This is a genomic window from Paenibacillus sp. FSL R7-0204 (genome assembly GCF_038002225.1).
Classification (GTDB): domain Bacteria; phylum Bacillota; class Bacilli; order Paenibacillales; family Paenibacillaceae; genus Paenibacillus_AQ.
This window is the reverse complement of record NZ_JBBOCA010000001.1, coordinates 6,665,665-6,680,633: the sequence shown is the minus strand read 5'-3', so window position 1 is coordinate 6,680,633 and position 14,969 is coordinate 6,665,665. Positions and strand designations below refer to the sequence as shown.

The 14,969-nt window shown below is 54.0% G+C and carries 10 protein-coding genes; 7 read left to right on the top strand and 3 right to left on the bottom strand.

The window, feature by feature from the left end; genetic code table 11:
• Positions 1-206 precede the first annotated feature (206 nt).
• The 3 genes from gltB to MKX42_RS28895 all read left to right on the top strand — a co-directional run bounded on the left by gltB (position 207) and on the right by MKX42_RS28895 (position 7,384).
• Complete coding sequence (gltB, locus tag MKX42_RS28905; protein ID WP_340756541.1) at positions 207-4,802, top strand: glutamate synthase large subunit; 4,596 nt, start codon at positions 207-209, stop codon at positions 4,800-4,802.
• A gap of 874 nt (positions 4,803-5,676) precedes the next feature.
• Positions 5,677-6,603, top strand: coding sequence for an ABC transporter ATP-binding protein (locus MKX42_RS28900; protein WP_340756539.1), 927 nt, complete (start codon positions 5,677-5,679; stop codon positions 6,601-6,603).
• Entirely contained in the window at positions 6,596-7,384 is a 789-nt protein-coding gene (locus MKX42_RS28895) for an ABC transporter permease (protein ID WP_340756537.1), read from the top strand. Before MKX42_RS28900 ends, MKX42_RS28895 begins: the two co-directional genes overlap by 8 nt.
• A gap of 51 nt (positions 7,385-7,435) precedes the next feature.
• Here MKX42_RS28895 and MKX42_RS28890 read toward each other — a convergent pair whose 3' ends face one another.
• Positions 7,436-7,885: a bactofilin family protein gene (locus tag MKX42_RS28890; RefSeq protein WP_340756536.1), complete on the bottom strand. Its 450-nt coding sequence runs from the start codon at positions 7,883-7,885 to the stop codon at positions 7,436-7,438.
• Positions 7,886-7,913: 28 nt separating this feature from the next.
• Positions 7,914-9,191: a M23 family metallopeptidase gene (locus MKX42_RS28885; protein ID WP_340756535.1), complete on the bottom strand. Its 1,278-nt coding sequence runs from the start codon at positions 9,189-9,191 to the stop codon at positions 7,914-7,916.
• A 277-nt stretch (positions 9,192-9,468) separates the two neighbouring features.
• Here MKX42_RS28885 and cls point away from each other — a divergent pair, with 277 nt between their 5' ends.
• Positions 9,469-10,899: a cardiolipin synthase gene (gene cls / locus MKX42_RS28880; protein ID WP_340756532.1), complete on the top strand. Its 1,431-nt coding sequence runs from the start codon at positions 9,469-9,471 to the stop codon at positions 10,897-10,899.
• A gap of 167 nt (positions 10,900-11,066) precedes the next feature.
• Positions 11,067-11,975 (top strand): YitT family protein, encoded by a 909-nt coding sequence (locus MKX42_RS28875; RefSeq protein ID WP_036723169.1) that lies wholly within the window; start codon positions 11,067-11,069, stop codon positions 11,973-11,975.
• A gap of 174 nt (positions 11,976-12,149) precedes the next feature.
• Here the strand turns inward: MKX42_RS28875 and ligD are convergent, their stop codons facing one another.
• Positions 12,150-13,046, bottom strand: a complete 897-nt coding sequence (gene ligD, locus MKX42_RS28870) for a non-homologous end-joining DNA ligase (RefSeq protein WP_340756530.1) — start codon at positions 13,044-13,046, stop codon at positions 12,150-12,152.
• 186 nt (positions 13,047-13,232) lie between these two features.
• Here ligD and MKX42_RS28865 point away from each other — a divergent pair, with 186 nt between their 5' ends.
• Both MKX42_RS28865 and MKX42_RS28860 read left to right on the top strand, forming a co-directional pair.
• Positions 13,233-13,808: an RNA polymerase sigma factor gene (locus tag MKX42_RS28865; RefSeq protein WP_340757876.1), complete on the top strand. Its 576-nt coding sequence runs from the start codon at positions 13,233-13,235 to the stop codon at positions 13,806-13,808.
• Positions 13,772-14,962 carry a hypothetical protein gene (locus MKX42_RS28860; RefSeq protein WP_340756528.1) on the top strand — a complete coding sequence of 397 codons (1,191 nt, stop codon included), beginning with the start codon at positions 13,772-13,774 and terminating at the stop codon, positions 14,960-14,962. Before MKX42_RS28865 ends, MKX42_RS28860 begins: the two co-directional genes overlap by 37 nt.
• The last annotated feature ends 7 nt before the right edge of the window (positions 14,963-14,969 follow it).

Here is a 14,969-nt window from a genome sequence, read left to right as displayed (position 1 = left end):
CATTCGACAGTTTTTTTACGCTTTTATTCGCTAAAGCTGCAATGCAAAAGCAAATGTTAATCAAGCTCATAAAAAAGTTTAAATTGCGCTCATGTCAGCTCGATGATAAAATAATAACACCAATTCTGCCTGAATAATTATTAAGATTTTCCGCTGAAAAATTTTCCTGGAATTCCGTCTACTTTATAATAGAGAGGTTGCATGTGATGAGACACACTGAACTGCCCGGCAAACAGGGCCTTTATGATCCCCAGTTCGAAAAAGACGCTTGCGGTATGGGATTTGTCGCGCATATTAAAGGCAAGCCGTCCCATGATATTGTCAGCAATGCGCTGACTATGCTTTTCAATATGGAGCATCGGGGAGGACAGGGAAGCGAGCCGAACTCTGGAGACGGAGCCGGCATTATGCTGCAGATTCCCCACCGTTTCTTTGCCGGTGAAGCCGCGAAGCTGGGCTTTGAGCTTCCGGAGCCGGGCCATTATGGCGTGGGCATGATCTTTCTGTCTCATAACGAGGAGATCCGGGCCCGCCATGAGGCGCTCCTGAGCGAGATTATTGCGGAAGAGGGTCAGCAGGTACTCGGTTACCGTGATGTTCCGACCTTTGACGAAATGCTCGGCAAGACAGCCAAGGCTGCAAAGCCATATGTACGCCAGGTATTTATCGGCCGCTCGGAGGGAATCAAGGATGATCTGTCCTTCGAACGCAAGCTGTATGTGATCCGCAAACGGGCAGAGCTGGCAATCCGCTACGGCGGGGCAGAAGAGGGCGAATCCTTCTATGTGCCGAGTCTTTCCTGCAAGAAGATCGTATACAAAGGTATGCTCACTACCGTACAGGTAGGACAATTCTATCTGGACCTCCAGGAAGAGACGCTGGAATCAGCGATTGCCCTGGTCCACTCCCGCTTCAGCACCAACACCTTCCCGAGCTGGGAACGTGCCCACCCTTACCGCTTCATGATTCACAACGGTGAAATTAACACCCTTCGCGGCAATGTGAACTGGATGCATGCGCGCCAGTCATTGTTCAAGAGCGAGAAGTTCGGAGAAGACATCAGCAAGGTTAAGCCGGTGGTGAATCCGGACGGCTCCGATACAGCCATGTTCGATAATACCTTTGAATTCCTCTACCTGAGCGGACGCTCCCTGCCCCATGTGGCGATGATGATGGTACCTGAGCCTTGGAGCAATCATGACAGCATGGACGAGAAGAAGAAAGCCTTCTATGAATACCACAGCACCCTGATGGAACCGTGGGACGGACCTGCCGCAATGGGCTTCACCGACGGTGTGCAAATCGGGGCCGTCCTCGACCGTAACGGCTTGCGCCCTGCGCGTTACTACGTCACCAAAGATGATCTGATTATTCTCTCTTCTGAAGCGGGTGTCCTCGACATTCCGGCAGAAGATGTTCTATACAAAGACCGGTTGAGACCGGGCCGCATGCTGCTCGTGGATACGAAGCAGGGCCGGATTATCTCGGACGAAGAGGTAAAAGCCGAAATCGCCTCCGAGCAGCCTTATCAAGAGTGGCTGGATGAGCATCTGATCGGCCTCGATCAGCTCCCGGATGCACCGGAGCTTCCGAATCCGAAGCATGATAATGTGCAGCAGCTGCAGCAGTCCTTCGGCTATACCTTCGAGGATCTGCGCAAGGTGCTGGAGCCCATGGCCTCCACAGGCGCCGAAGCTGTCGGCTCCATGGGATACGATTCACCGCTGGCCGTGTTATCAGACCGTCCGCAGCGCCTGTACAATTACTTCAAGCAGATGTTCGCTCAGGTCACTAACCCGCCGATTGACGCCATCCGTGAAGAGCTGGTAACGTCCACAGCGACTACGATCGGACCTGAACGCAACCTGCTGAAGGCAGAACCGGAGAGCTGCCGGCAGATCTCGCTGGATTCTCCGATTCTCTCGAACGAGGATTTCGCCAAAATCCGTCATGTCCGCCGTGCGGGCTTCAAATCGATGTCCATTCCGATTCTCTTCCCGGCAGAGCTGGGAGCAGAGGGCCTCAGAATTGCGCTTGACCGGATGAATGAGGCGGCAGACCGGGTTATGGGCAAGGGCCATAATATTCTTATTCTGTCTGACCGGGGTGTAGACCGCGAGAATGCGGCAATTCCGGCGCTTCTGGCAGTCTCCAGCCTGCATCACCATCTGATCCGCTCGGGAACCCGCACCAAGGTCAGCATTCTGCTGGAATCCGGCGAACCGCGTGAAGTTCATCATTATGCGCTTCTGCTGGGTTATGGTGTAAGTGCGGTCAATCCTTACCTGGCCTTCGAGAGTCTGGATGACATGATCACCCAAGGCCTGCTCCGCGGAATCTCGCATGAGAAGGCTGTGAAGAACTATATCAAGGCAGCTACGAAAAGCGTGGTCAAAATTCTGTCCAAAATGGGAATCTCCACGATTCAATCCTATCGCGGGGCACAGATTTTTGAAGCGGTCGGGCTGAATTCCGAGTTCGTAGACCGTTACTTCACTTGGACACCTTCGCGTATCGGCGGAATTGGCCTGGAGGAAGTGGCGCAAGAAGCGCTTGCCAGCCATAACCGTGCCTTCACCGACAAAGACGGCAACGATATGGTGCTGGATTCCGGTGGTGAATACCAGTGGCGCAGTGACGGGGAAGAGCATCTGTTCAACCCGCAGACGATTCATCTGCTTCAGCACTCTGTGCGCAGCGGTGATTATGAGATGTACAAGAAGTATGCGGCGCTCGTTCAGGGCGAAAGCGAGAAGCACCAGACGCTGCGCTCGATGCTGCAGTTCAAGAGCGTAGGTGCTCCGGTATCGCTGGATGAGGTAGAATCGGCTGAATCGATCATGAAACGGTTCAAGACTGGTGCCATGTCCTTCGGCTCGATCAGCAAGGAAGCACATGAGACGCTGGCCATTGCTATGAACCGTATCGGCGGCAAGAGCAACACCGGTGAAGGCGGGGAGGATCCGGCGCGCTTCCTTACAGACGCTAACGGCGATTCCCGCCGCAGTGCGATCAAGCAGGTCGCTTCGGGACGGTTCGGCGTTACCTCGAACTATCTGGTGAATGCCGACGAGATTCAGATCAAGATGGCGCAGGGCGCGAAGCCGGGTGAAGGCGGACAGCTTCCGGGCCGCAAGGTATACCCTTGGGTTGCGGAGGTCCGCGGTTCAACGGCAGGCGTGGGACTGATCTCGCCGCCGCCGCATCATGATATCTATTCCATTGAGGATCTGGCTGAACTGATCTATGATCTGAAGAATGCCAATCCGCGTGCCAATATTAACGTAAAGCTCGTCTCTGAGGTTGGCGTAGGTACCATCGCTGCAGGTGTGGCGAAGGGCCGTGCTGATATTATCCTGATTAGCGGTTACGATGGCGGTACCGGCGCTTCGCCAATGAACTCCATCCGTCATGCCGGACTGCCTTGGGAGCTGGGCCTGGCGGAGACCCACCAGACGCTGATGCTGAACAATCTGCGCGACCGTGTCGTGCTGGAGACCGACGGCAAGATGCTCAGCGGGCGCGATCTCGCGGTTGCCGTTCTGCTGGGTGCTGAAGAATACGGCTTCGCTACTGCACCGCTGGTAGCCGTAGGCTGTATCATGATGCGTGTATGCCAGATGGATACCTGTCCGGTGGGCGTAGCTACGCAGAACCCTGAGCTTCGAAAGAACTTCATGGGTGATCCGCAGCATGTGGTGAACTTCATGACCTTCGTGGCACAGGACCTGCGCGAGATTATGGCAGAGCTGGGCTTCCGGACGATTGAAGAGATGGTCGGCCGTACCGATTGCCTGGATGCGGTTAAGGCATCTACACACTGGAAGAAGAAGGGCGTCGATCTGAGCAGCCTGCTGCACATTCCGGCTATGCCGGAAGGAAGCACACGCTTCCGCAGCAAGTTCCAGAACCACGGTCTGGAAGAGACCCTGGATATGACCCATCTGCTGGATATTGCTGCACCGGCGCTGGAATCCGGCACGGCAGTGGAAGCTTCCCTGCCGATCACGAACGTGAACCGTGCCGTGGGTACGATTCTCGGCAGTGAGCTGACGCGCAAATACGGCGCAGCCGGATTGCCGGACGATACAATCCGGCTGCACTTTACCGGATCGGCGGGACAGAGTCTGGGTGCCTTCGTACCGAAGGGCATCACTATTACCGTTGAAGGCGACTCGAATGACTATGTCGGCAAAGGACTGTCCGGAGGCAAGCTGATTATCCGTCCTTCGCGCAAGGCTACTTTCGCGGCGGAAGATAATATCATCATCGGAAATACGGCGCTGTACGGAGCGACCGGTGGCGAAGCATACGTGAGCGGTATTGCCGGTGAACGGTTCGCTGTCCGCAACTCCGGTGCCAATGTAGTTGTTGAAGGTGTGGGTGACCACGGCTGCGAATACATGACCGGCGGCCGTGTCGTTGTACTGGGTACAACGGGCCGTAACTTTGCAGCAGGGATGTCGGGCGGTATCGCTTATGTATACGATCCTGACAATACCTTCATCAAACGCTGTAACCTGGAGATGGTACTGCTGGAGCGTGTAGAGGAAGCGGACGAAATCGCCGAGCTGCATGCCATGATCAGCCGCCATACCCAGCATACAGACAGTAATGCGGGCCGGGCAATTCTGGATTCATGGGATGAGGCCCTGCCGAGATTTGCCCGTGTCATTCCGAAGGATTACAAACGGATGCTGGAGCAGATCCGCAAGGTGGAGAGCAGCGGTTTGACCGGTGAAGCTGCACTGATGGCTGCTTTTGAAGCGAATATGCGTGAGCTTGCGCGTGTTGGCGGTTAAGGTTTTACATCACTAATTAAAAGGCCATGTCTTTCCATTATGGAAGGGTGTGGCCTTTTTTTTGCTTTTAGGAAATTTTGATTTTCTTATGATGTGGATAAGGTGTGCATAGATTTGGTGATACAACGGCACATGGATCAATGTATGCGAAAAACCGAATACGATGTGCTGCCACGAGGGGAAGTGGCTAAATGTATGCAGAAAATCGAATACAATCGGTGCTGATGCGATGAGGGAGGGGCTCCATGCTCCGCAGCCCGTAACATTGTAGAGAAATCCTGCAAGAAATGCAGCAATACTGCCCCATAGAAGCGCCAGATGCTGAAATCCTGCATGAAATGCAACAAAGCCGACGCTAACTTGCTCTAATCACCAGAATTCCTGCAAATGATGCAACAATGTACCGCAGCCAGTAACATTTGTAGAGGAATCCTGCAAAATGTGCAACAATGCGCCTTCATGCAAGCGGTCAGTGAGAGAAAACGCTCAGGATGGGCAAGAGATAGGGAGAGCACCGCCAGGAAAGGAAGGAACCCTTTAGAACGTATGCGAAAACCGACTACAATGGTGTGGTCAAAAGGCATATGGGCTGGATGTATGTCACCAGATGGCGATGAGGCATCAGCATCCTTCACCCGTTAGGGTGATTTTGTGCCAAGTCGTTTCCACTTGCTTTCTATCCTTTCCCTGCATATCTTCCCTAATTTCAGGGAAAAGGGAAGGTGTGGTAAAATATATAAATGGTTGAAACAGGTTTTGGATTTAACAATAAAGTGTAAGTAACGGAGGTCCAAACATTACCCGCAGTTACGATGGACACTTTAATTTTAATCTATACCCTTTTCACACCAAACCTACGAAAGGAAGTGAAGTTATGCCGAATACGGCAGAAGTGGTGAAGCCCGTAGCCAGCCTGATGGGGGTCACCAAAAAGATCGGCTCCAAAACGCTGATCAGCGACTTGACACTCGACATTCCACCCGGGCAAATCTTCGGATTCCTCGGGCCGAACGGAGCCGGTAAAACCACTACCATCCGTATGATGGTAGGACTTATCTCCATTAGCCGCGGGGATATCCTGATCTGCGGACGAAGCATCAAAGATCATTTTGAAGAGGCCATAGCCAATGTGGGGGCCATCGTAGAGAATCCTGAAATGTACAAGTTCCTAACCGGATACCAGAATCTTCGCCAGTACGCCCGCATGGTGCCTGGCGTGACCAAAGAGCGCATCAATGAAGTAGTGGAGCTGGTCGGCCTCAGCCAGCGGATCGATGACCGGGTCAAGACCTATTCCTTAGGGATGCGCCAGCGGCTGGGGGTGGCCCAGGCTCTGCTGCACCGGCCGAAGCTGCTGATTCTCGATGAGCCGACCAACGGACTGGACCCGCAGGGTATCCGCGAGCTGCGTGATTATCTGCGCAAGCTGTGTCAGACTGAGGGGACAACCGTGTTTGTCTCCAGTCACCTGCTGTCCGAGATGGAGCTGATGTGCGATAGTGTGGCGATTATTCAGAACGGCCGCCTGATCGATGTGAAGCAGCTTAAGACGGTCGGGGATGCAGCGGTACCGGTAAGCCAGACCTTCTTCGAGGTAGATAACCCTGAGGCTGCACTGGCGCAGATCGGCCAAGGCGTGATTATGGAAGGCGGAATAGCGGTAGAGGCGGTTCGGGAGGAGATTGCCGAGCTGAATGCCAAGCTGGTAGCTGCCGGGATTAAGGTCTACAGCATCAAGGCGCTGTCCCGTTCGCTCGAAGATCAATTCTTGGAAATTACAGGAGGTGAAGGCATTGGGTGAGTTCGCTTCTCTCATACATAATGAGAATATCAAAATATTCAGACGTCTGCGGACATGGATTATGCTGGTTTTGCTGGCACTGATGAGCGCGCTGTTTCCGGCGCTAATTCATTTCACCACGAACGGGAGCAATGTAGTCGGGCTATGGGATAGCTTCCGGACCACCGTAACCATCGCATTTTTCCTGAATACCATCTTCACGGCCTTAGTGGCTGCCGACTCCGTAGCGGGCGAATTCACCTGGGGAACGATTAAGCTGTTGCTGATCCGCCCTTGGAGCCGCTCCAAGATTCTGCTCTCGAAATATATTTCGCTGGTTATCTTCAGCCTTGTCAGCACGGGCGTGCTGATCCTATTCGGCTATGGCTCTGCCTTTATTTTCTCTTCCAGGGCTGCAGGAAATGCAGGGGACATGGTGATGGGCTGGGGGCCAGGGGAATATGTCTTCATGATTATTCTGTGCAGCTACATTGAGTTGTTCCTGACAGCAGCCATTGCCTTCATGATCTCCAGCGTGTTCCGTTCCAGTGGCCTTGCGATTGTACTGTCGCTGTCGATCATGTTCACCAAGGATATCTTTATCGCCATCTTCAACCCCGACCGGTATGAGTGGGCGAACTATCTGATTTTTGCCCATATGAATCTTAGCAATTATGTGGTGTCGGATACCGGTCCCGGAGGAGCGACGCTGGGGTTCGCGATTGCCGTCCTGGCTGTGTATTATGTTGTATTCATGGCGGTATCATGGATTGTGTTCCGTAAAAGGGATGTAGCAGCGTAAGGAGCAAGAGGGGGCTGGTCAAAGTAGCCGTACAGGCTGTGAGCTTACGGCTCATGCACCCTCCAGCTTACTCTGCTTGCCTTCTCTGCGCTTGCCTGCAGTCTTCTTGACAGTGACCGTATGCAGCCCGCCCGCTGTCTCAGGGGCGGGCTGTTCGGTCATGGCCACAGCCCCGTTCAGCAGGCTGCCTTCCGTAATGCTCAGGGAACCGGCGGCAATATTGCCGTGCAGCTGTCCCGTTCCGGTGAGAATCAGCTTCCGCTGGGCGGTTACGTCTCCATAGACCTTGCCGGCGATAATGATCTCCTGCGCCTCAATGCTGGAATGGACAGTGCCTTGCTCACCCACCGTCACAGTACCCTCACATAGAATTTCCCCGCTGAAATTCCCTTCAATCCGCAGGTTCGTATCGCAATGCACTTTCCCTTCAAGCGTGCCGCCATGTCCGATCAGCGAATCGGTTGACTTGGGTGAAGCACCCGGTTGACGTCTGTTCCACATTCCAGCATTCCTCCTTATTCTCTTGAACCTATAATGGCTTAACATAATTGAGCGGATTCACCGGCTTGTTCTGCTTCACGACCTGAAAATGCAGATGGGGGCCCGTGCTGCGCCCGGTGCTGCCCAGCATGCCGATCTGCGCCCCTTTGCCGACCCGCTCACCGGGGGTGACCGTCATCTGGTTCAAATGCATGTACCAGGTCTCCAGTCCATTGTCATGCTTGATTATGATATATTTGCCCCGGGCTCCCATTTGTTCTGCGGAGGTAACCACGCCGCCCAGTGCCGCGTATACTGCATCTCCGATATTTCCTGCAATATCAATCCCGGAATGATAAGCAGAGACCCCTTTGAAGGGATCGGAGCGGTAACCGAAGCTGGAGGTGATGACCTTCGAGCCGGTAGGCCACATCACGGCCCGTGCCAGCCGGGCTTGCTTCTCTTGGGCTTGTTTTGCCTGAAACTCCGCTCTTGTCTTGTGTGCCTTCTCGGCCTGCGTAATCGTGCTTGAGATACTGCCAATCATCTCATCCATTATGCTGTGGATCTCCTCGAAGTCGTCCTTGGTCTCCTCAACCAGCCGCTGCGGATCATTCTCGTAGACGGCGACATATTCACCGCCGACCTGCGGCTTCGCAGGCAAGCTCAGTGCGGTGGCAGCAGCCCTGATCCGGAAGTTGACGGCAGGCGATACGGCGGCAGCGAGAGCTTCCGGCTGTTCCCGGATGAACGGGCCGGCGCTTAACCGGCTGACCTTGCCATAGCTTCCAGCGGCTCCGGTTCCGGCTCTTGTATCAGGCAAGTCCGCCACTACCGGCTGGCTGTTTTTGACAAGAGCTGCGGAGGTTGATGTAGCTGCGCTGTAGGTCTTGGCGCCAACATCTTCAGTGCGGATAGGCGCTTTAGAACCGCTACCGGCAGCAGAAGAGGTGGTCTCCTTGTTGATCAGCGATTGCAGCTGCTCCTCCAGCTCAGTCACACTCTTCAGCTTGTCTTTAATGCTCTCCGCTTCCTCCGAGAGCTCGCTTACCTGGCCGCGCAGCTGCTGTAGCGCCTGATCCTTATCAGCAACCTTCAGCTCCATGCGGATATTGGTCAGCGATAAGGCGGCCGCCTCGGCCTCCAGCTCTGCGATGGACCGGGAGGCATGGATATGCATGGAGGTGACCAGACTGGAAAGGGACAGGGCGGCCGCGGCAGGCAGCGCCAGAGCAAAGGGCTTCGACATCTGCAGCTGCTTCACAGGCCGTCCGGCCTCACGCATAACGAGCAGCGTAATCTTTTTCTGACTTGGCTGACTCTTCATAACGTCTCCTTACTGCGGCCTTGGCAGCCGCTGGGTATGAACTGACTGAAACAATCTGTCGGGATGCAGGGGGCTTATCCGATTCGTCCTACTACTCTATGTATTCCATAACTAAGGTGAACATGACAACGGTTTACTTGAATAAAGAAGGAGAGTTAAGGCAAAACCTGTAGTAAGCGCAGGCTTCTTACGCCGCAGAGTCCTCATGAAAGTTATCAGGCGCAGCCTATGCCCGCATAGATAGTAATAGTTCATTCAGTTGATCAGGAGGCCCGGAATGAGGATATTTGCCGTTATCTTATGTCTTTTTATTGTGCAGCTTGCCATTATTACCGCTTCCGAATTCCGCCGTCCGCAGCGGGCGCTTGCCTGGATATGCATTACCTTCTGCTGCCCGCCGCTCGGTCTGCTGTTCTACTATTTCCTGGGCCGTGATTACTGGCAGAGCCGCAAGCTTGGCAACCAGTGCATCTCCTTGCTGCGGGAAATCCGCATTCATGTTACCGGCAAGATTCATAAGGTCAAGCAGGTGGAGGATACCGGCAATCCCGGATTTGAACACCGCTCCGAGCTGCTGAATCTGTTCTCGGGGCTGGCGGACAGTCCGGTTACAAGCCACAACCGGTGTGAAGTGCTGTCCAGCGCACAGGCAGCGTATAAGTCCATGCTGGAGGTGATGGAAGGTGCGCAGGAGCATATCCACATGGAATTTTATATTTTCCGGGAGGACGGGATCGGCCGGCAGTTCCAGGAGCTGATGGTCCGCAAGGTACGCCAGGGGGTGAGGGTACGCCTGCTGTGCGATGGACTTGGAAGCCATAAACTAAGCCGGGGCTTTGTGAATACACTGAAGACCGCGGGGGTGCAGGTCTATTTTTTCCTGCCTCCGCTGACTGCACTGCCGGACCGCCGGTTCAACTACCGCAATCACCGGAAGATCCTGGTGGTGGACGGACTGACCGGATTTACCGGGGGCATGAATGTAGGCGATGATTACCTGGGCAAAAATCCGAAAATGGGCTTCTGGCGGGATACGCATCTGCGCCTTGAAGGGGATGCCGTCTATCAGCTGCAATATGTGTTTCTCAAGGACTGGCGGCTGGCGTCCGGTGAGATTATCAGCCATCCGCGCTTCTTCCCGGATCACAGCTGTAGCGGAAGGGAGGCTGTACAGATTGTCGCGAGCGGGCCTGATACGGCCATGGATGCCACTCAGGAGATGTATTTCGCTTCTATCTGCGCCGCAAGGCAGCGGATCTGGATGACCTCACCTTATTTCATCCCCGACCCTGCGATAAGCAGGGCACTGAAGAATGCGGTCCTCAGCGGAGTGGATGTGAGGATCATTATCCCCGCGAAGCCGGATAACAAGCTGGTCTATTATGCCACGCTGTCGTATCTGGAGAATCTGCAGGACGCCGGCGTGAAATTTTACCGCTATACCAGAGGGTTCATGCATGCCAAGGTAATGATTATCGACAGCCTGCTGGGCACCGTCGGCAGTGCCAATCTGGACATGCGCAGCTTCTATTCCAACTTCGAACTGACGGCGGTGCTGCTCCGTCCGGAGATTATTGCAGAGCTGGCTGAGGACTTCGACAGAGATCTGGAGCAGAGTGAATTCATTGATCCGACAAAGTTCCGGGAGCGCAGCCGTAATGTCAAACGCATAGAAAGTCTGTGTCAGCTCTTATCTCCGCTATTATGACAGAAAAGATGGCCGAATCATCGATTATCGAAGGTTATATCAATTTACATGCGTTATTTGACTTTCTTTTATGATATAATGGAAATATAAGAAGAACAGGGGAGAAGGCACGACTGTACGTTCGCTTTCGTAAGCTTCTTAGATATACTATTTATAGGGGGAGTTCTATGACTGTAAGCCAACATATCTTTACGAATGAAGAACAGAAGAAGCCGGAGAAGTCTGGAGTGTTCAAGACGGCAAGACTGGCCCAGCGGATTGTGATGATTGTCATCGGAGCGGCCATGATGTCTGTTGCCCTTGAAATTTTTCTTGTTCCCAATAAGTTGATTGATGGCGGAATCACCGGTATTTCCATTATGTTGTCCCATATTTTCAATATACCGCTCGGTATTCTATTGACCCTGCTTAACCTGCCGTTCCTGGTTATCGGGTATAAGCAGATCGGTAAGACATTTGCCTTATCTACTCTATTTGCTGTAATTGTAATGTCCATCGGTACCCAGTTGCTCCATCCTGTTCATCCCATTACGGTTGAGCCGCTGCTCGCAGCAGTATTCGGAGGGGTAATTCTCGGCGTTGGGGTCGGGCTCGTTGTCCGTTACGGCGGATCGCTCGATGGTACGGAGATTGTAGCCATTCTTGTATCCAAGAGGCTTCCGTTCTCTGTAGGGGAAGTCGTTATGTTCTTCAACCTGTTCATCCTGTCCGGCGCAGGCTTTGTGTTCGGCTGGAATAATGCGATGTTCTCGCTCATTGCGTATTACATTGCTTTCAAACTGATCGATATTACACTTGAAGGTCTGGACCAGTCCAAGTCGGTATGGATTATCAGTGATAAATTCCGTGATATCGGCGAAGCTCTGACGGAGCGTCTGGGACGCGGAGTGACTTATCTTGATGGTGAGGGCGGATTCTCCGGCGATAACAAGAAAGTGATTTTTGTTGTCATTACCCGTCTGGAAGAAGCGAAGCTGAAGTCTATCGTAGAAGATTGGGATTCTGACGCGTTCATCGCAATCGGCAATATCCATGATGTTAAGGGCGGCCGCTTCAAGAAAAAAGCAATTCATTAGCATTAGCGTAACCGGTTCAGCCGGAACGCTTCGAAGGAAGGTATATTTACGAACGACAGAGTAACCCATACGGCGGTCCTGACTTGCTGCGCCGTATGCCCATATATAATAATACCTTCCGTCCTGATTCTGGACGCCAGATAAGCCCGCAGCCTGAGAATGGCATTTGCGGGCTTATTGCTGTCCTGAGGGAAGCCTGGCAATAATCGCTTCGACCGGCTGAGGAGGAACCTTGGCTATCAGATCTCCTAACCGGCTGAGCCGATCCTCTATATTCAGCAGGTTGAAATCTGTAGGCTTGACGCCCCGTTCAACCTCCTCCCACAGAAGGGGGGTGGAGACGGTAGCCAGCGGCCGGGCGCGCGGGGTATAAGGGGCAGCGAGTGTTTTGCCGCCGTAATGCTGGAGATAATCGAAGTATATTTTATCCCCGCGATGCTTCTTCAGGCGCTCCAGGGTGAAGAGATCGGGCCGCTTCTCGGTGACATAACGGCCTACGAAGTGCCCGATCCGGCGCAGGTCATCGAAGGTCACCCCCGGCCCCACCGGAACAATGATCTGCACTCCGGTGGCTCCCGAGGTTTTGGGAACCGAGTTCATCCCGAGCGATCTCAGCACTTCCCCTACCACAGCAGCAGCTTCCATAATCCGCGGTTCGACCTCAAGCGAAGGGTCCAGATCAATCATCCATTCGCAGGGCAGTGTACTGCCGGCATAATGGAGGGAGGGATGGAATTCGAGCGCAGCCAGATTGCCCAGCCAGAGCAGCTCCGGCAGACCCTGCAGCACAATGTAGGTGATATTGTCCTGCACCGCCGTGTGGACGTATTCCGGCAACGGCTCTGGGGCGTTCTTCTGATAGAAGGACATCCCGGGAACGCCATGGGGATAGCGGATCACCGTGAGCAGCCGGTCCTTGCAATAGCGCAGCAGGTAGGGCGAGAGGGCCGCCAGCTTTTGCAGATAGATCTGCTTGGTGATGCCCATGTCGGGCCAGAGCGGCTTGCCGGGATTGGTGATGCTGATTTGCTGCCCGTCTATGGTAATGGTTCCTTTAGTGGCCGCTGGCATGGGGTATCCCTCCTTAGGATTGTCTATGTCTGCGTAGTATTTGCCGCACTGCCGGTTTTCAGTCGGGATTCCGGTCCGGGATAAGAGCAGTTCACACTTTTTTGCGCAAAATGTCCCTTTTGGCCCGGGCAGGTGCTTATAAGAGTGTTAGCTATAAGAGAGGAGCGTTTTACGATTTTGGATGAAATGGAACACCTCGTTGTTCAGGTTCAAAACGGCGACGTGGAGCAGTACGGGGGGATCGTTGAGGCTGTTCAGCAGCCGATGTACCGTTATTGCAGCCGCCTGCTCGGCAGCGGGGCAGAGGCGGAGGACGCCGTGCAGGAGATTCTGGTCAAAGCCTATCAAAATATCGGTAAGTATCGCCCGCTGGTCAGCTTCTCTTCATGGCTCTATAAAATCGCTTATCACCATTGCCTGGCGGTTATCCGCCAGCGCCAGCGGCAAGGAAGGCTGCTCATGCTGCTGCGGCCGCAGAAATATGCAGAAAGCCCGGAGCAGCAGATGGACCGCTTTTTGTTCGATGAACCGCTTGCTGTAGCGCTCTCCCGGCTGAAGGCGGAGGAGCGGAACCTGCTGGTGCTGCGGATTTTTGAAGAGCAGAGCTTTGCCGAAATCGCCGTCATTCTGGGCAAGAATCAGGATGCGGTCAAAAAAAGATACCGGCGTACGATTGTTAAGCTCACGGGCCTGCTGCAAGAGCAAAGAGAGGGGGAGGAGCCACAATGGACGAGCACTTCACTGCTGAAGAAAAAAGGATAAGACGAATGGGTGCCGGTGAAGCTCTGGGTAGCATTGATGTTAAGTCATCCGTTATGGAGCGGGTACGGGCAATCCATGCCCAGCAGATTGCGGCACAGGACGATGCGCTGGCTTCACTGGAACAACCGGTGTCCGGAACGGATGCGCAGACACCTGTGATGACCAGGCAGCCAATACCTCCGCTGCGTCCTGCGCTGCAGCGGGGCAGAAGGCTGGCCGCCGGACTCTGCACAGTTGCGCTGCTGGGACTGGCTGGGTTCAGCGTTCTACACCATGTGACGGACCAGGAAACTACAAGGAAGGCGCTACAACCGGACTTTGCGGTCATCCGGCAGACGGAGGGGCAGCCACTGGCCTTAAAGGACAGCAGCGGCAGAGTTGTGGCGCAGGTGAAGAAGGCTGAATCGAAGGTCTACACGCCTTACATTGGCTCTAGCTCGGCCCGGGAACGTTACTTTAAGCTAAAGGAACAATATGAACGGCAGGCGCAAGCCGGCTTACAGCCGGGAGAGACCGCAGCTTATTATGTCAATGACAGTGAATTAATTGCATTGATGAACGGGCTGGGGTATGGAAAACCGCTATTTTTCACCAGCAGAACGGTTACGTATACCAGCTACGCGAAGCTATCAGCCGCCCGGAAGCAAACGGGCAAGTGGAGCTTTGCACTGCCGCCTGAGCGAATAGGCGGGTTACAGTTTGCGGAGGGCCGGCTGTTCGCCAAAACCCCCTCTGCGTTTGAGCCGGAGTATAGGCTGACACTGGAGGCATTGAAGGCCAAAACGGAAGCTGCTCCGGACGGGAATCCGCTGGCTGCAACTTTATGGCCCTTGGAGAATATCGCAAGCGCCGAGGTGATCTATCAGGATGGAAGTAATCAGCTTGCGCTTCAGATATCCTGGGACAATACAGTAACAACCGGCCCGGTTCAAATCATCCTATCCGCCGGCGAAACTGCCGAAATGTGGTCCTATGAAGATAAGGAACTGCTGTATATTTCCGGGGTAGGCGCGGAGAACAACGCGGGTTCAGTAAGCAGACTGTATTGGTATGACAGGGCCCATGGAGTGCTTGCTTGGATGACGGACCCGCCGAACCAGCGGCTGACCCGGGAGCAATGGGAGACCATTGCAGCCGGTATGGTTCAGCAGTGAGGGAACA